Origin of the sequence: Pseudomonas sp. NFACC14, assembly GCF_900106885.1 — a bacterium.
GTDB classification, from domain to species: domain Bacteria; phylum Pseudomonadota; class Gammaproteobacteria; order Pseudomonadales; family Pseudomonadaceae; genus Aquipseudomonas; species Aquipseudomonas fluorescens_AA.
Window position 1 is genome coordinate 123,142 of sequence record NZ_FNOA01000005.1, and the last position, 15,768, is coordinate 138,909.

Annotated in this window: 17 protein-coding genes; 8 read left to right on the forward strand and 9 right to left on the reverse strand. The window is 59.8% G+C overall.

Features of this window, described 5'->3' with window-relative positions; all coding sequences use genetic code 11:
- Positions 1 to 72 precede the first annotated feature (72 nt).
- Positions 73 to 258 (forward strand): PA3496 family putative envelope integrity protein, encoded by a 186-nt coding sequence (locus BLU85_RS10670; RefSeq protein WP_072408699.1) that lies wholly within the window; start codon positions 73 to 75, stop codon positions 256 to 258.
- 54 nt (positions 259 to 312) lie between these two features.
- Here BLU85_RS10670 and BLU85_RS10675 read toward each other — a convergent pair whose 3' ends face one another.
- On the reverse strand, positions 313 to 939 hold the full coding sequence (locus BLU85_RS10675; protein WP_053124532.1) for a response regulator transcription factor: 627 nt from the start codon (positions 937 to 939) through the stop codon (positions 313 to 315).
- Positions 940 to 1,406: 467 nt separating this feature from the next.
- Here BLU85_RS10675 and BLU85_RS31675 point away from each other — a divergent pair, with 467 nt between their 5' ends.
- Positions 1,407 to 1,892, forward strand: a complete 486-nt coding sequence (locus BLU85_RS31675; protein ID WP_092201557.1) for a hypothetical protein — start codon at positions 1,407 to 1,409, stop codon at positions 1,890 to 1,892.
- 99 nt (positions 1,893 to 1,991) lie between these two features.
- Here the strand turns inward: BLU85_RS31675 and BLU85_RS10685 are convergent, their stop codons facing one another.
- Together BLU85_RS10685 and BLU85_RS10690 are read right to left on the reverse strand one after the other, a co-directional pair.
- A complete protein-coding gene (locus BLU85_RS10685; RefSeq protein ID WP_003204943.1) occupies positions 1,992 to 3,209 on the reverse strand; it encodes an argininosuccinate synthase in 1,218 nt (405 codons plus the stop codon).
- 128 nt (positions 3,210 to 3,337) lie between these two features.
- Complete coding sequence (locus BLU85_RS10690; RefSeq protein WP_092201555.1) at positions 3,338 to 4,327, reverse strand: flagellar protein MotY; 990 nt, start codon at positions 4,325 to 4,327, stop codon at positions 3,338 to 3,340.
- A gap of 192 nt (positions 4,328 to 4,519) precedes the next feature.
- Between BLU85_RS10690 and pyrC the strand changes: the two genes are divergently transcribed.
- A complete protein-coding gene (gene pyrC / locus BLU85_RS10695; RefSeq protein ID WP_060740940.1) occupies positions 4,520 to 5,566 on the forward strand; it encodes a dihydroorotase in 1,047 nt (348 codons plus the stop codon).
- Positions 5,563 to 6,240 carry a ribonuclease T gene (gene rnt / locus BLU85_RS10700; protein WP_003204947.1) on the forward strand — a complete coding sequence of 226 codons (678 nt, stop codon included), beginning with the start codon at positions 5,563 to 5,565 and terminating at the stop codon, positions 6,238 to 6,240. The genes pyrC and rnt overlap by 4 nt, the downstream gene beginning before the upstream one ends.
- A gap of 232 nt (positions 6,241 to 6,472) precedes the next feature.
- Here the strand turns inward: rnt and BLU85_RS10705 are convergent, their stop codons facing one another.
- Positions 6,473 to 7,075, reverse strand: coding sequence for a peroxiredoxin (locus tag BLU85_RS10705; RefSeq protein ID WP_092201553.1), 603 nt, complete (start codon positions 7,073 to 7,075; stop codon positions 6,473 to 6,475).
- Between the two features lie 316 nt (positions 7,076 to 7,391).
- Between BLU85_RS10705 and BLU85_RS10710 the strand changes: the two genes are divergently transcribed.
- Together BLU85_RS10710 and bfr are read left to right on the forward strand one after the other, a co-directional pair.
- Positions 7,392 to 7,610 (forward strand): bacterioferritin-associated ferredoxin, encoded by a 219-nt coding sequence (locus tag BLU85_RS10710; RefSeq protein ID WP_092201551.1) that lies wholly within the window; start codon positions 7,392 to 7,394, stop codon positions 7,608 to 7,610.
- Positions 7,611 to 7,808: 198 nt separating this feature from the next.
- A complete protein-coding gene (bfr, locus tag BLU85_RS10715; protein WP_003178701.1) occupies positions 7,809 to 8,282 on the forward strand; it encodes a bacterioferritin in 474 nt (157 codons plus the stop codon).
- A gap of 231 nt (positions 8,283 to 8,513) precedes the next feature.
- Here the strand turns inward: bfr and grxD are convergent, their stop codons facing one another.
- The 3 genes from grxD to BLU85_RS10730 all read right to left on the reverse strand — a co-directional run bounded on the left by grxD (position 8,514) and on the right by BLU85_RS10730 (position 11,469).
- On the reverse strand, positions 8,514 to 8,855 hold the full coding sequence (grxD, locus tag BLU85_RS10720; protein ID WP_092201550.1) for a Grx4 family monothiol glutaredoxin: 342 nt from the start codon (positions 8,853 to 8,855) through the stop codon (positions 8,514 to 8,516).
- A gap of 89 nt (positions 8,856 to 8,944) precedes the next feature.
- Positions 8,945 to 11,053, reverse strand: coding sequence for a molybdopterin oxidoreductase family protein (locus BLU85_RS10725; protein WP_092201548.1), 2,109 nt, complete (start codon positions 11,051 to 11,053; stop codon positions 8,945 to 8,947).
- A 131-nt stretch (positions 11,054 to 11,184) separates the two neighbouring features.
- The gene (locus BLU85_RS10730) at positions 11,185 to 11,469 is read right to left on the reverse strand and encodes a hypothetical protein (protein WP_092201546.1); all 285 of its coding nucleotides are present in this window, start codon (positions 11,467 to 11,469) and stop codon (positions 11,185 to 11,187) included.
- Positions 11,470 to 11,871: 402 nt separating this feature from the next.
- Between BLU85_RS10730 and argF the strand changes: the two genes are divergently transcribed.
- Both argF and BLU85_RS10740 read left to right on the forward strand, forming a co-directional pair.
- Positions 11,872 to 12,792: an ornithine carbamoyltransferase gene (gene argF / locus BLU85_RS10735; RefSeq protein ID WP_092201544.1), complete on the forward strand. Its 921-nt coding sequence runs from the start codon at positions 11,872 to 11,874 to the stop codon at positions 12,790 to 12,792.
- Positions 12,789 to 13,898: an ABC transporter ATP-binding protein gene (locus tag BLU85_RS10740; protein WP_092201542.1), complete on the forward strand. Its 1,110-nt coding sequence runs from the start codon at positions 12,789 to 12,791 to the stop codon at positions 13,896 to 13,898. Before argF ends, BLU85_RS10740 begins: the two co-directional genes overlap by 4 nt.
- A gap of 208 nt (positions 13,899 to 14,106) precedes the next feature.
- Here the strand turns inward: BLU85_RS10740 and BLU85_RS10745 are convergent, their stop codons facing one another.
- Both BLU85_RS10745 and ybaK read right to left on the reverse strand, forming a co-directional pair.
- Complete coding sequence (locus BLU85_RS10745; RefSeq protein WP_092201540.1) at positions 14,107 to 14,898, reverse strand: PhzF family phenazine biosynthesis protein; 792 nt, start codon at positions 14,896 to 14,898, stop codon at positions 14,107 to 14,109.
- A 114-nt stretch (positions 14,899 to 15,012) separates the two neighbouring features.
- A complete protein-coding gene (gene ybaK, locus BLU85_RS10750) occupies positions 15,013 to 15,483 on the reverse strand; it encodes a Cys-tRNA(Pro) deacylase (protein WP_092201538.1) in 471 nt (156 codons plus the stop codon).
- Positions 15,484 to 15,768 lie beyond the last annotated feature (285 nt).

Consider the following 15,768-nt stretch of genomic DNA (forward strand, 5'->3'; position numbering starts at 1 on the left):
AATCTTTTTTACCAGCCCGTGGTTTATCGATATAAGGAGCGCCAATGGCAGTCTTAGCCTGGAGTCGAACCCATGAGTGCTGGCAAAGAACAACTGGATGTAGAAGACGAATTCATCGCCGTTGAGGCCGACGACGGTGAACCTGCGGTCGTGCCGGAAGTAGCGAAAACCAACCTGAGCAAGCGCCGCACCATCGATAACCTGCTGGAAGAGCGTCGTTTACAGAAGCAACTGGCCGATTACGACTTTGACCTCTGACACGTAAAAGCCTCCCTGACGGAGGCTTTTTACTGAGTACGCGTGACAGCAGCCTCACACCAACCCATTGCGCTGCGCCAGCTCGATCAGGTCGACCAGCGAACGGGCATTGAGCTTCAATAACAGACGGGTCTTGTAAGTACTGACGGTCTTGTTGCTCAAGAACATTCCATCGGCGATTTCCTTGTTGGTCTTGCCGCGCGCCAGTTGCTGCAAGACCATCATCTCCCGCCCAGATAACCGATCGACCATATCGGACTCACTGGCATTACCCAGGCTCGATCGCACCGTATGCAATGCCTGGTTGGGAAAGTAACTGTAGCCGGACAGCACTGCCTTGATTGCACTTAATAATTCAGTAAGGTCCTGTTGCTTGCAGACATACCCGGCCGCCCCTGTCTGCATGCAGCGCATTGAAAAATGCCCAGGCGCCTGGGAAGTCAGTACCAACACCTTCATTGACGAAGGTATGGCCGTCAAACGGGCAATGACCTCCAACCCGTCCAGTTTCGGAATACCGATATCGAGAATGACGATATCGGGCATAAGTTCACGAGCAAGTTGTAACGCATCGACGCCGTTGTCGGTTTCGGCAACGACCTCATAACCATGACGCTCCATCAGCAAACGTACAGCAAGACGAATGACGGGATGATCATCCACGATCAGCACTTTATTCATGGGCAAATCCAACTTCGCTGTTCGAATTTTTAGAGCACGCACAATAGCCTAGTCATTTCTACCTTGGCATGCCGCCCCCCCCTGACCGCTCGCACCGAGAGACAGATCCTACAAGCTATACAGAAAACTCCTACAAATCCCGCCGGGAAAAATGTGTCCTCAATTTTTTACAGAGCAGGACCGACCGCCCTTGAGCATCCGGTACCCCTATGAATAATGCGCTCTTTCGCCACCATGCCTGCCTGCGGACCGGTCATTGGAAAGCACTTCACTCATAAAGAGTAACTGAATTATTTACTGTTAAAACAGGCACCCCTCACTTCAGCAGCGGAAATTCATATATAAGAGACGTTCAGGCAGCCGTTATAAAACATCGGCGCCCCTGATTGTTTCAGCGACACTTTATTAACCACCGATATTATTTTTCCAACCCACTCACGAGCATGAATATTCCATGAGCATTAACCATGAACAAACCTTTGAAGACCATTACCAACCCCATGACCCTTATCGCCATATTCGCTACTTTATCCGAAACGTCCGCGGCTGTTTCCCTGCCTTTTCTGGATGACCAGGACCGTGAGTATTACCTCTGGTTCCTGATCAGCTTTCCCTTTTATTTATTGCTGCTTTTTTTCATCACCCTCAACTTCAATTATCGTTCCTTGTATTCACCTTCGGATTTTCGCAAGAGCAAACACTTCATAAAGACCATGGATGACGCGGCCTGTCGGCGTAAACGAATGCTACGCCGGACGGGCAAGGACCAGCGGCGGCGACTGATAAGCCTTCATCGCCACAGACATGAACCGCCGGATCCGCTTTGCATCCTATGCCGCCAATCCCACCGCCTGATCGAGCCTTGCCGACCGGAGCATTTGAAACACGCCGGCATCGTTGTGTACGTCATTTACCACCACGCAGACCTTGCGACCCGCGGGCAGGATGAATGAGCTATCAGGAGACAGCGCTGCAGCACATAGGCTGCGCGCGCAAAACAGAGGGCAAAAAAAACGGCCTGCTCAAGGCAGGCCGTTTTTTTATCGCCAGGGTCAGAACAGCTTGCGACCCTTGTTCGCCGCGATGCGCATGCGCAGGGCGTTGAGCTTGATGAAGCCAGCCGCGTCGGCCTGGTTGTAGGCACCGCCGTCTTCTTCGAAGGTCGCGATGTTGGCGTCGAACAGCGACTCGTCGGACTTACGCCCGGTGACAATCACGTTGCCCTTGTACAGCTTCAGGCGTACCACGCCATTCACGTGAGCCTGGGAGGCGTCGATCATCTGCTGCAGCATCAGACGCTCAGGGCTCCACCAGTAGCCGGTGTAGATCAGGCTGGCGTACTTGGGCATCAGCTCGTCCTTGAGGTGAGCCACTTCGCGGTCCAGGGTGATCGATTCGATCGCCCGGTGAGCGCGCAGCATGATGGTGCCGCCCGGGGTTTCGTAGCAGCCGCGGGACTTCATGCCGACATAGCGGTTCTCGACGATGTCCAGACGACCGATGCCATGTTCGCCGCCGATGCGGTTCAGGGTCGCCAGCACGGTGGCCGGGCTCATTTCCACGCCGTCCAGGGCGACGATATCGCCATTGCGATAGGTCAGCTCCAGGTATTGCGGGGTATCCGGGGCCTTCTCGGGAGAGACGGTCCAGCGCCACATGTCTTCTTCGTGCTCGGTCCAGGTGTCTTCCAGCACGCCGCCTTCATAGGAGATGTGCAGCAGGTTGGCATCCATCGAGTACGGGGATTTCTTCTTGCCGTGACGCTCGATTGGAATCGCGTGCTTCTCGGCGTAGTCCATCAGTTTTTCACGGGACAGCAGGTCCCATTCACGCCACGGGGCAATGACTTTCACGCCTGGCTTGAGGGCATAGGCGCCCAGCTCGAAACGCACCTGGTCGTTGCCTTTGCCGGTCGCGCCGTGGGAAATGGCATCGGCGCCGGTTTCGTTGGCGATTTCGATCAGGCGCTTGGCAATCAACGGACGGGCGATGGACGTACCCAGCAGGTACTCGCCTTCGTAAACGGTGTTGGCGCGGAACATCGGGAACACGAAGTCGCGGACGAACTCTTCGCGCAGGTCATCGATGTAGATCTCTTTGACGCCCATGGCCTGGGCCTTGGCGCGTGCAGGCTCGACCTCTTCGCCCTGCCCCAGGTCAGCGGTGAAGGTCACCACTTCGCAGTTATAAGTGTCCTGCAGCCACTTGAGGATCACCGAAGTGTCCAGGCCGCCGGAATACGCCAGAACGACCTTGTTTACGTCCGCCATGCCATCACTCCACGGGTTCTACGGAAAGCCGTGAAGTCTAACGTCCAGCGCGGATAATTTACAGGGGCGCGACAGCTTATGACGACGAAGCGACAGATTATGTCGAACGCGCGACGGTCAAAATCGAATCAGGAGGTCCGCGCGGTCGTCCCGGCGGGCGTGGGTGTCGGGGTCTTGGCCGGCGCCGCGGTGGGCGCCGGCACCTTGGCAGGGGCCGCAGCGGGTGCAGGCTGCGCGGCGGGGGCCTGGGGTGCCGGTGCTTCGCTAGCCGCCACGCGCTCGAGGCGCACGGCCACCCGACGGTTCTTGGCCCGGTTGGCGGCGTTGGTGTTGGGCACCAGGGGATAACGCTCGCCGTGGAAGCGCAGGGTGATCTGCGACTCCTGGAAACCATTGGCCTTGAAGAAGTCCTGGACCGCCAGGGCCCGGCGGCGCGACAGCTCGCGGTTGGTCAGGCGATTGCCGCTGTTGTCGGAGTGACCGTCAAGCTCGATATGATTGACACTCGGATCGGCCTTGATGAAGTCGAGCATCACCTGCAACTGGGCCTTGGCCCGGGCATCGAGTTCGACTTCTTCGCCGGGGAAGCCGATCTGGGTCTGCTTCACCTGCTCGAAATTCTTCGGCAACAACTTGGCGACACAGCTCTGATAATCGCTGAAGGCTTTGTTGAAACGCACCGGCAGCAACCGGACTTCCGACACTCGACCGTCCTCGGTGTTGCGCCGAACCACCGGGCTGCGACCGTCCATCAGCCCACTGATCAAGCGTCCGGCCTGGACCTGGGAGCTGTTGAACAATACATCGCCACTGCCAATGCTGACCGAGCCCAGGTTGATATCGCCGCGCCCCGGTTGCCACGGTGCGGCCGCCGCCAGCAAGGTGGCCGAACCGCCGCCCAGCATCGGGTTATAGCTCTTGAGGCGGAACGTGGCCTGCTCGCCCGCCCGGCGCACGAATTCGCCAGTGCCGAAATCGGTGATCGGCTGGCTCAGCCGGCACTCGAACTTGTCGCCTTCGACCGTCCACTCGATGCTCTCCAGACGGGTCTGGAAAGTGAGCGCCATGGCGGGAAGGCTGGCAAACACACTGAGCAAGGCTAGATAACGCTGGCGCACGGGAGGCTCCACTGACTTTTATACAAAGATCGACGCATGCTTGAGGGCATGACACCTGTCCGGGGCACTGCACGGATTCGTGGCACACCTGTAGGAGCTATCGGTAAGTTGTGGCAGAACTTGATAGCGGGTGCCTGAATCGGTCTTTTCCGGTAGCATTCCCCAGAGTTTGACCCGCCTGGAAGCCCCCCAATGTCCGACCGCCTGACCCTGCTGCGTCCCGACGACTGGCATATTCATCTTCGCGATGGTGCTGTGTTGACCCATACCGTCGCCGATGTCGCGCGCACCTTCGGGCGCGCGATCATCATGCCTAACCTGGTTCCGCCCGTGCGCAACGCCGCCGAGGCCGATGGCTATCGCCAGCGTATCCTCGCCGCGCGCCCGGCTGGCAGCCGCTTCGAACCGCTGATGGTGCTTTACCTCACCGACCGCACCCAGCCCGAAGAGATTCGCGACGCCAAGGCCAGCGGTTTTGTCCATGCCGCCAAGCTGTATCCCGCCGGCGCGACGACCAACTCCGATTCCGGTGTCACCAGCATCGACAAGATCTTCCCGGCGCTGGAGGCCATGGCCGAAGTAGGCATGCCGTTGTTGATCCATGGTGAGGTTACCCGGGGCGACGTCGATGTGTTCGACCGCGAGAAGATCTTCATCGACGAGCACATGCGCCGTGTCGTGGAGCGTTTCCCGACCCTCAAGGTGGTGTTCGAACACATCACCACCGGCGATGCCGTGCAGTTCGTCAACGAGGCCCCGGCCAACGTCGGCGCGACCATTACCGCCCACCACCTGCTGTACAACCGCAACCACATGCTGGTAGGCGGGATCCGGCCGCACTTCTACTGCCTGCCGATCCTCAAGCGCAATACCCACCAGGAAGCCTTGCTGGACGCCGCCACCAGCGGCAGCGCCAAGTTTTTCCTCGGCACCGACTCGGCGCCCCACGCCCGTCACGCCAAGGAAGCGGCCTGCGGTTGCGCCGGCTGCTACACCGCCTATGCCGCCATCGAGATGTACGCCGAGGCGTTCGAACAGCGCAATGCGCTGGAAAAACTCGAAGGCTTCGCCAGCCTGCATGGTCCGCGCTTCTATGGCCTGCCGGTGAACACCGACCGTATTACCCTGGTCCGTGACGAATGGACCGCCCCCGTCAGCCTGCCCTTCGGCGAGCAGACTGTCATCCCGCTGCGCGCCGGTGAAAAACTGCGCTGGCGCCTGCTGGAGGAAAACGCGTGAGTGAAGATCATTTCGACGACGAACTGGACGGCAACGGTGGTTCGGGCGGCGCCCGTCACCCCATGGCCGCGCGGTTCCGTGGTTATCTGCCGGTCGTCGTCGATGTAGAAACCGGTGGTTTCAATTCCGCCACCGACGCCTTGCTGGAAATCGCCGCGACTACCATCGGCATGGACGAAAAAGGCTTTGTGTTCCCTGACCACACCTATTTCTTCCGTGTCGAACCGTTCGAAGGCGCCAACGTCGAAGCGGCGGCTCTGGAGTTCACCGGGATCAAGCTCGATCACCCGTTGCGCATGGCGGTCAGCGAAGAAACGGCCTTGACCGACATCTTCCGTGGTGTGCGCAAGGCGCTCAAGGCCAACGGTTGCAAGCGCGCAATCCTGGTGGGCCACAACAGCAGCTTCGATCTGGGCTTCCTCAACGCCGCCGTCGCGCGCCTGGACATGAAGCGCAACCCGTTCCACCCGTTCTCCAGCTTCGACACCGCGACCCTGGCAGGCCTGGCGTATGGCCAGACCGTCCTGGCCAAGGCCTGCCAGGCCGCCGACATCGATTTCGATGGCCGTGAGGCGCACTCGGCCCGCTACGACACCGAGAAGACCGCCGAGCTGTTCTGCGGCATCGTCAACCGGTGGAAAGAAATGGGTGGCTGGCAGGATTTCGACGACTGACATAGAGCCAGGCTTGGCTCTTTTGTGGCGAGGGGATTTATCCCCGCTGGACTGCGCAGCAGTCCCGGAAAGGTGAGCCAGGCAACTCAATTGGCAGGCTTGGGGCCGCTTCGCGGCCCAGCGGGGATAAATCCCCTCGCCACAGAGCGCTGTGTTTCAGCCGATGATTTGGTTGAAATCCCCATAAAAAAACCGGCCCATCGAGGGCCGGTTTTTTTATGCCTGGATGCGCTTACAGCTTGTCGCCGTGCTCGCCCAGGTATGCGGCAACGCCTTCAGGGGATGCGGTCATGCCCTTGTCGCCTTTTTTCCAGTTGGCCGGGCAGACTTCGCCGTGCTCTTCGTGGAATTGCAGGGCGTCGACCAGACGGATCAGCTCTTCCATGTTACGGCCCAGCGGCAGGTCGTTGACGATCTGCGAACGGACAACGCCCTTGTCGTCGATCAGGAAGGCGCCACGGAAGGCCACACCGCCTTCGGACTCAACGTCGTAGGCCTTGGCGATTTCGTGCTTCATGTCGGCAGCCATGGTGTATTTCACCTGACCGATACCGCCATTGTTGATCGGGGTGTTGCGCCAGGCGTTGTGAGTGAAGTGCGAGTCGATCGAAACAGCGATCACTTCAACGTTGCGCGCCTTGAAGTCGTCCATGCGGTGATCCAGTGCGATCAGCTCGGACGGGCAGACGAAGGTGAAGTCCAGCGGATAGAAGAACACCAGGCCGTATTTGCCTTTGATGGCCGAGGACAGGGTGAAGCTGTCGACGATTTCGCCGTTGCCAAGCACGGCTGGCACGGTGAAGTCAGGGGCTTGTTTGCCTACGAGTACGCTCATTGGATATCTCCTGATGTAATTAGCGTGAAAACAAAGTCCGGGCCAGCCTGCCACCCTCAGGCGACAGCCCTGTGACACGAACCCGCTTGCAAGGGCCGACCATCATACACCGCGCATTTGGACTGTCTTCAAGGGTTTTTCGGTGGTATCGAAAAATCGCCGCCCCGCTGCGTGCTGCCTTTGTTGCCCAAGGAAAAAACCGTTCGTCAGCCTGGCACCGCTCTGGCGCAAGTCCTTGAGAAACCACTTTGACAATCATTCTCGTTAACATTAAGATCCGTCTCAATTGAGTCACAACCAGCGACGGTTCTCACTTATGTATGTATGCCTCTGCACTGGCGTCACCGACGGACAAATCCGCGAAGCGATCTATGAAGGTTGCTGCAGCTATCGCGAAGTCCGCCAGGCCACCGGCGTAGCCAGCCAATGCGGCAAATGTGCCTGCCTGGCCAAGGACGTGGTGCGTGAAACCCTCGCCAAGGTGCAAACGGCACAGGCCTCGATCCCCTACCCGGTAGAATTTACTGCCGCGTAAGGACAGCTTTTCAAGGAACCGGACTCGATGTCCGGTTTTTTTATGCCTGTAAATCAAATGCTTAGCGTCCAGACGCGGAACACAAACATTCTTATTCCGATTAATTTTCATTTATTATTCAATAACTTAGGTTTGACACTGATAAATACGCGGCTCAAACTCCGCCCTATACACAGCTATTACAGGGCAGGCCTCATCATGAAAGGCGACATTACAGTCATCCAGCATCTCAACAAGATCCTTGCCAATGAGCTGGTCGCGATCAACCAATACTTCCTGCATGCGCGCATGTACGAGGATTGGGGCCTGAACAAGCTGGGCAAGCACGAGTACCACGAGTCCATCGACGAGATGAAACACGCGGACAAACTGATCAAGCGCATCCTGTTTCTCGAAGGCCTGCCGAACGTCCAGGACCTGGGCAAGCTGCACATCGGCGAACACACCCGGGAAATGCTCGAGTGCGACCTGCGCATCGAGCGCACCGGCCACGCTGACCTGAAGGCCGCCATTGCCCATTGCGAAAGCGTTGGCGACTTCGGTAGCCGTGAACTGCTGGAAGACATCCTCGAATCCGAGGAAGAGCACATCGACTGGCTGGAAACCCAACTGGGCCTGATCGACAAAGTCGGTCTTGAGAACTACCTGCAATCGCAGATGGGCGAAGAGTAAACTTCCCCGGCAGCAGGCCACTAAAAAGCCCCGCCCTCTTTCGAGAGGCGGGGCTTTTTATTGCCTGGATTCTCCCAGGCCCTACTCAAAACCACTGTGGGAGCGAGCTTGCTCGCGATGGCGGTGGATCAGATATAAAAATGCTGACTGACACACCGCTATCGCGAGCAAGCTCGCTCCCACAAGGTTTCCCGTTCACCACAACCGGTGTGGTGAACAGGCTTCCATGGATCAGGCTTCGGTCTTGTTCGCCGTCGCTTTTTCTACCGCTGCCTTGATCGTGGCCTGCAAGGAACCGTCGGCGGCCATCTCGGTCATGATGTCGCTACCACCGATCAGCTCACCGCCCACCCACAACTGCGGGAAGGTTGGCCAGTTGGCGTACTTGGGCAGGTTGGCGCGGATTTCCGGGTTCTGCAGGATGTCCACGTAGGCAAACTTCTCGCCACACGCCATCACCGCCTGAGCAGCCTTGGCCGAGAAGCCGCACTGTGGCGCGTTCGGCGAGCCTTTCATGTAAAGCAGGATGGTGTTGTTGGCAATCTGGTCTTTAATGGTTTCGATGATATCCACGGAGCACCTCGGCTTAAACTTTGCGACGTCAGTTGTCGACACGGTGGCGCATTGTAACGGAAAGCAGAACGTGCTGCTCAGAGACAATTCTACGCAGCCGCCACCTTCACCGGTACACCGTTGAGCGCCGCGTTGCCGGACAACTCATCGAGCTGGCAATCATCGGTCAGGTCATTGGCGCTGGAGCCCGGCTGTCCACTGGCAATGGTCATCTGCACGCCCGGCCGGGCATGACCCCAGCCGTGGGGCAGGCTGACCACGCCTTTCATCATGTCCAGGCTGCCCAGGACCTCGACTTCGATGGCCCCCACCCGCGAACTGACCGTCACACGCTGCCCGTCGGCAAGGCCGCGCGAGGCGAGGTCATCCGGGTGCATCAGCAATTGATGACGCGGCTTGCCCTTCACCAGTCGATGGAAGTTATGCATCCAGGAGTTGTTGCTGCGCACATGGCGGCGGCCAATCATCAGCAACTCGTCCGGTTCTGGCGCCTGCAACGCGGCAAAGCGCGCAAGGTCGGCGAGAATCACCGCCGGCGCGGCCTGCACCCGTTGGTTTTCGGTTTTCAAGCGCGGGGCCAGGTTGGGCTTGAGTGCGCCGAGGTCGATGCCATGGGGATGGTCGAACAAGGTCGCCAGAGACAACTTGTGTGGCGAGGCGTCGCCATACGCCCCGCTGCGCAGGCCAAGATCGATCATCTGCGCCGGCGGCATGGTCGGCTTGAGTTCCTTGCCGGTCCGGGCAGCGAAGGCCTTGGCCAGGCCGACAAAGATTTCCCAGTCGTGCAGCGCCCCCTCGGGCTTAGGCAGGATCGCCCGGTTGAAACGGGTCACGTTGCGCACCGCGAACAGGTTGAAGGTGGTGTCGTAATGATCGTTTTCCAGGGCCGAGGTCGAGGGCAGGATCAGGTCGGCGTAACGGGTGGTTTCGTTGATGTACAGATCGACGCTGACCATGAACTCCAACCCATCCAGGGCCTGCTCCAACTGCCGCCCGTTGGGTGTAGACAACACCGGGTTGCCGGCCACGGTGACCAGCGCCCGAATCTGGCCTTCGCCTTCGGTCAGCATCTCCTCGGCCAGGGCCGACACTGGCAGCTCGCCTGCGTATTCGGGACGCCCGGACACCCGGCTCTGCCAACGATTGAAATGCCCGCCCGAGGTGGTCGCCACCAGGTCCACCGCCGGCTCGGTACACAGCGCACCGCCCACCCGATCCAGATTGCCGGTCACCAGGTTGATCACCTGGATCAGCCAGTGACACAGCGTACCAAACGCCTGGGTCGACACCCCCATCCGCCCGTAGCACACCGCTGACGGGGCGGCGGCGAAGTCCCGGGCCAATTGCCGGATCTGCGCTGCCGGCACCGCACAGAGCGGGCTCATCGCTTCAGCCGTGAAAGCAGCAACGGCCGCGCGCACCTCGTCCAGGCCGTCCACCGGCAGGTGGCTGTCACGGGTCAGGCCTTCGCTGAACAGGGTATTGAGCAAGCCAAACAGCAGCGCGGCATCGCCCCCGGGACGCACGAAGACATGCTGGTCGGCAATGGCCGCCGTTTCGCTGCGGCGCGGATCGACCACCACCACTTTGCCGCCACGGGCCTGGATCGCCTTGAGGCGCTTCTCCACGTCCGGCACGGTCATGATGCTGCCGTTGGAGGCCAGTGGGTTGCCGCCCAGGATCAGCATGAAATCGGTGTGATCGATGTCCGGAATCGGCAGTAGCAAGCCGTGGCCGTACATCAGGTGGCTGGTCAGGTGATGGGGCAGTTGGTCCACCGAGGTTGCCGAGAAACGGCTGCGGGTCTTCAACAGGCCCAGGAAATAGTTGCTGTGGGTCATCAGCCCATAGTTATGCACGCTGGGGTTGCCCTGGTAGACCGCCACCGCGTTCTGGCCATGGCGCGCCTGGATATCCGCCAGGCGCGCGGCCACCAACGCGAAGGCATCGTCCCAGGCGATGGGGTGCCATTCGTTGCCGATGCGTTGCACGGGTTGGCGCAGGCGGTCCGGATCGTTCTGGATATCTTGCAGGGCCACTGCCTTGGGGCAGATGTGACCGCGACTGAAGGTGTCCAGCGCATCGCCCTTGATCGAGGTGATCGCCAGGCCCTGGCCGTCGGTTTCGGTGGTTTCGAGGGTCAAGCCGCAGATGGCCTCACACAGATGGCACGCACGGTGGTGGAGAGTCTTGGTCATGGCCAGTCTCTGTTTTATTCGTGGCGGGCACTTTCGGCCGCGGGAACAAAACTATGGCGCGTGATGCCCGGCAGCGCCAGCGACGTTCGTCCTGTGAATTGCCGGCCATCAGGCGCGCCGATGAAGTGCCATCAAGGGCCCTCGGGGGGCGCCAGGAGCTGGATTTCCTCGACGGTTTCCACTTCCTCCTGGGCGATGGGCACGCCGGTCAGTTCGCCAATCAATCGCCAATGCTCGTCAAGACCGCTGCTGATCGTGGCCATGCGATCGATCATCCGGCGGCCGGCGGCCTTGGTCACTTCATCATCGCTGCGCAGCAATTCGAATGACATGGACGTCACCGATGCCGTCAGGTGGGTCAGCGAGCGTGCGGTCAGCCCCAGCAATTCCATCAATTGTCGCTCTTTCGAATCCATTTCGGGCTCCTGTGCCGCTGAGGCTCATTTATAACCCAGGCCTTTGCATTAGGAAATGTTTCACAGCCACCAGCAGACAGGCGCAGAGTCGGAGGACGTGGCACAAACCGCCCTCCATCCATGGCGCGCCCGCCGCGCTTGATTGCCAAGCCGAGCAGCGCCAGTGTACAAATGGGTCGCTGCAGTCAGGAAACCGGCCTCAAATACGCCATCGCATTCGCGTGATGGCTTCGCTGAAATCCCCAAAAACCGTAGCCCTATTGGTAAGACGCGACATTTAATTATAAGATCGCGCCTTCCCCTATTTCGTCGCCCCGTGCGGCTTTTGCCGCAGGTCTCGCCCGTTTTTTCATTAAACAAGGCTTTGAGCATCTGCGGTCAGTTACAAAAAGGTAGTCAATCATGAGCGCAAGGCACTTTCTCTCCCTGATGGATTTCACGCCCGATGAGTTGCTCGGCGTGATCCGTCGAGGCGTGGAGCTCAAGGACCTGCGTAATCGCGGCGTACTGTTCGAGCCCTTGAAAAACCGTGTGCTGGGGATGATCTTCGAGAAGTCATCGACCCGCACCCGCATCTCTTTCGAAGCCGGCATGATCCAACTGGGCGGCCAGGCGATTTTCCTGTCGCCCCGCGACACCCAACTGGGCCGTGGCGAACCCATCGGCGATTGCGCCATCGTCATGTCGAGCATGCTGGACGCGGTGATGATCCGTACCTTTGCCCACAGCACCCTGACCGAATTCGCGGCCCATTCCCGCGTACCGGTGATCAACGGCCTGTCCGACGACCTGCACCCCTGCCAGTTGCTGGCCGACATGCAGACCTTCCTCGAGCACCGTGGCTCGATCCAGGGCAAGAGCGTGGCCTGGATCGGCGATGGCAACAACATGTGCAACAGCTATATAGAAGCGGCGATGCAATTCGACTTCCAATTGCGCATCGCCTGCCCCGAAGGTTTTGACCCCAATGCCGAGTTGCTGGCCAAGGCCGGGGAGCGGGTGTCCATCGTCCGTGACCCGAAACAGGCCGTGGCCGGTGCGCACCTGGTGAGCACCGACGTCTGGACCTCCATGGGCCAGGAGGAAGAAACCGCCAGGCGCCTGAAATTGTTCGCGCCACTGCAGGTCAACCGGGCCCTGCTCGACCTGGCGGATACCGACGTGTTGTTCATGCACTGCCTGCCGGCCCACCGTGGCGAGGAGATCAGCATGGACCTGCTGGATGACCCGCGTTCGGTAGCCTGGGACCAGGCCGAGAATCGCCTGCATGCGCAGAAGGCCTTGCTCGAGTTCCTGGTCGAGCCGGCGTATCACCACGCATGAGCCACGCCCTGCTGCTGAACTTGCACAACCTGGCCTGCGGTTATCAGGACCAGCGGGTCGTGCAGAACCTCAACCTGCACCTCAATGCCGGTGATATCGGTTGCCTGCTCGGTTCGTCCGGGTGCGGCAAGACCACGACCTTGCGCGCCATTGCCGGCTTCGAACCGGTGCACGAGGGTGAAATCCAGTTGGCCGGGGACACCATCTCCCGCGCCGGCTTCACCCTCGCCCCGGAAAAACGCCGCATCGGCATGGTGTTCCAGGACTACGCCCTGTTTCCCCACCTGAGCGTGGCCCAGAACATTGCCTTTGGCATTCGCAAGCATCCGAACAAGGACCGCGTCGTCGAAGAATTGCTGGAACTGGTCAACCTGAAACACCTGGGCAGCCGTTTTCCCCATGAACTGTCCGGCGGACAACAGCAGCGCGTGGCCCTGGCCCGTGCGCTGGCGCCGGAACCGCAGCTGCTGTTGCTCGATGAACCGTTCTCCAACCTCGATGGCGAGCTGCGCCGCAAGCTCAGCCATGAAGTGCGGGACATTCTCAAGGCCCGCGGCACTAGCGCGATCCTGGTCACCCACGACCAGGAAGAAGCCTTCGCCGTGAGTGACCATGTCGGCGTATTCAGGGAAGGTCGCCTGGAACAGTGGGACACGCCCTACAACCTGTATCACGAACCACTGACGCCATTCGTCGCCAGTTTCGTCGGCCAAGGCTACTTCATACGCGGCCAGCTCGACAGCCCGGAATCGGTGCTGACCGAGCTGGGCCTGCTGCGCGGCAACCGGGCCTACACCTGGCCCATCGGCGGCGCGGTGGACGTGCTGCTGCGGCCAGACGATATCGTCTACGCCCCGGACAGCCCGCTTACTGCCAGAATCGTTGGCAAGACCTTCCTGGGAGCTTCAACCTTGTACCGCCTGCAGTTACCCACAGGTGCGCAACTGGAATCGATCTTCCCCAGCCATGCCGACCATCAGGTCGGCGCCGCTGTCGGCATCCGCGTGGCGGCTGAACACCTGGTGCTGTTCCAGGCCTCAGGCAGCACCGCGGCGCATATCCCACCCGTGGACAGCGGAGTGCGACGCTACAGCGCGGCCCGCTAATCATTGTGGGAGTGAACACGTTCAGCATCGATGCAGGCTGAACCACCGCCATCGCGAGCAACCTCCCACATGGGAATTTGCCGCAGGCGCAAAATCGACTGGCATCCACAAATCCTGTGGGAGCGAGCTTGCTCGCGATGACATAGCCACATTCAGCATCAGTGCAGGCTGAACCACCGCTATCGCGAGCAACCTCCCACATTTGATGTCATTGGCTTGAGTGCAGCATCAACGTCCCGCTGGCCACCAACGTCGCGTTCCCGCCGATCTTCACCCGCTCACCCTCCAACCGGCAAAACAACGCCCCGCCCCTGGCCGAACACTGATAAGCCGTCAGCCCGTGCTTGCCCAGGCGCTTGGACCAATAGGGAATCAGGCTGCAATGGGTCGAGCCGGTCACCGGGTCTTCGTTGATGCCGATCGCCGGGGCAAAATAGCGCGAGACAAAATCATGCTTGCTCCCCGGCGCGGTGACGATAGCGCCGGGCCAGGGCAGTTTCGCCAGGGCCACCATGTCCGGCTTGCAATCGAGCACCGCTTGCTCCGACTCCAGCACCACGAACAACTCGTTGGAACTCAGCACATCCACCGCTTCGACGCCCAAGGCACTCTGCACGGCCAGGGACACGCCCAGCTCGGCAGGCACGACGGCCGGAAAATCCAACCACAGCCGATCACCCTCGCGCGTCACGCTCAACGAACCGGACCGGCAGATGAAATCCAGGCGCTCGACGGTTTCGTGATAGACCTCGAACAGCACATAAGCGCTGGCCAACGTGGCGTGGCCACACAGCGGGACTTCGGTGGTGGGGGTGAACCAGCGGATATGCCAACGCTGACCTTCACGCACCAGGAACGCGGTTTCAGCCAGGTTATGCTCGGCGGCGATCTTCTGCATCAGCTCGTCGGCAAGCCAGCCGTCGAGCCGATAGACCATCGCCGGATTACCGCCGAACGGCCGGTCACTGAACGCATCGACCTGATGAAACGCAAGCTGCATGGCACTTCTCCTTATTTTTCTGATGCCCAGCATGGGGTGTAGCGGTACGGATTATCCAGTGACAGATCAGCAGAATTTTTACCCTACAGGCTGCGCAGCGGCCGCCCTGCTCTATCAGGCACGCCCGATATCAGCAAACACTGCCCCGGTGTGCTCCTTCAATACCGAAGGCGCCAACTCGACTTCCAACCCACGCCGCCCCGCACTGACGAACATGCTGGCGAGTGGCTGTGCGGAATTGTCGATAAACGTGCGCAAACGCTTCTTCTGCCCCAGCGGGCTGATACCGCCGAGCAAATAACCGGTCGAACGCTGCGCGGCGGCCGGGTCGGCCATCTCCACCTTCTTCACACCGGCGGCGTGGGCCAAGCCTTTCAAATCCAGGCTCCCGGCCACGGGCACTACCGCCACCAACAGCTCACCTTTTTCACTGGCCGCCAACAACGTCTTGAACACCTGCGCCGGATCCAGCCCGAGCTTTTCCGCCGCCTCCAAGCCATAGGAGGCTGCCTTGGGATCGTGTTCATAACTGTGGATGCGATGTTCGGCGCGCACTTTCTTAAGCAGATCCAACGCGGGTGTCATGACCGCTCCTGATAAGGAAATAAAAAAAGAGTGAGCGGATTCTAAGCCATCGCCTCTGAAAAGGCTTTGCGGCTGCGCTGCCTCTATCGGTGACGCATCGCCAACGGGAGAGTCATTCACAGCACGAATAGTTTAAATGTGACCAGCGGTTCACTTTCGACCTTTGACACCAGCGTTTCTTGTCTATATTTTTTCGAAACTGAAAGCCATATTACATGTCTCAAACAGCAACCCGAGTTCAGGATGGGGATCCTGCCTCGGTGGAAATCGCGTAATCGTGCTGTA

Coding starts and splice junctions, on each gene's coding strand:
- BLU85_RS10705 (WP_092201553.1), bottom strand. CDS start 7,075: ATGAGCGTACTCGTAGGCAAACAAGCCCCTGACTTCACCGTGCCAGCC.
- bfr (WP_003178701.1), top strand. CDS start 7,809: ATGAAAGGCGACATTACAGTCATCCAGCATCTCAACAAGATCCTTGCC.
- BLU85_RS10725 (WP_092201548.1), bottom strand. CDS start 11,053: ATGACCAAGACTCTCCACCACCGTGCGTGCCATCTGTGTGAGGCCATC.
- BLU85_RS10710 (WP_092201551.1), top strand. CDS start 7,392: ATGTATGTATGCCTCTGCACTGGCGTCACCGACGGACAAATCCGCGAA.
- BLU85_RS10670 (WP_072408699.1), top strand. CDS start 73: ATGAGTGCTGGCAAAGAACAACTGGATGTAGAAGACGAATTCATCGCC.
- pyrC (WP_060740940.1), top strand. CDS start 4,520: ATGTCCGACCGCCTGACCCTGCTGCGTCCCGACGACTGGCATATTCAT.
- BLU85_RS10730 (WP_092201546.1), bottom strand. CDS start 11,469: ATGGATTCGAAAGAGCGACAATTGATGGAATTGCTGGGGCTGACCGCA.
- BLU85_RS10675 (WP_053124532.1), bottom strand. CDS start 939: ATGAATAAAGTGCTGATCGTGGATGATCATCCCGTCATTCGTCTTGCT.
- BLU85_RS10740 (WP_092201542.1), top strand. CDS start 12,789: ATGAGCCACGCCCTGCTGCTGAACTTGCACAACCTGGCCTGCGGTTAT.
- ybaK (WP_092201538.1), bottom strand. CDS start 15,483: ATGACACCCGCGTTGGATCTGCTTAAGAAAGTGCGCGCCGAACATCGC.
- argF (WP_092201544.1), top strand. CDS start 11,872: ATGAGCGCAAGGCACTTTCTCTCCCTGATGGATTTCACGCCCGATGAG.
- BLU85_RS10685 (WP_003204943.1), bottom strand. CDS start 3,209: ATGGCGGACGTAAACAAGGTCGTTCTGGCGTATTCCGGCGGCCTGGAC.
- BLU85_RS31675 (WP_092201557.1), top strand. CDS start 1,407: ATGAACAAACCTTTGAAGACCATTACCAACCCCATGACCCTTATCGCC.
- BLU85_RS10745 (WP_092201540.1), bottom strand. CDS start 14,898: ATGCAGCTTGCGTTTCATCAGGTCGATGCGTTCAGTGACCGGCCGTTC.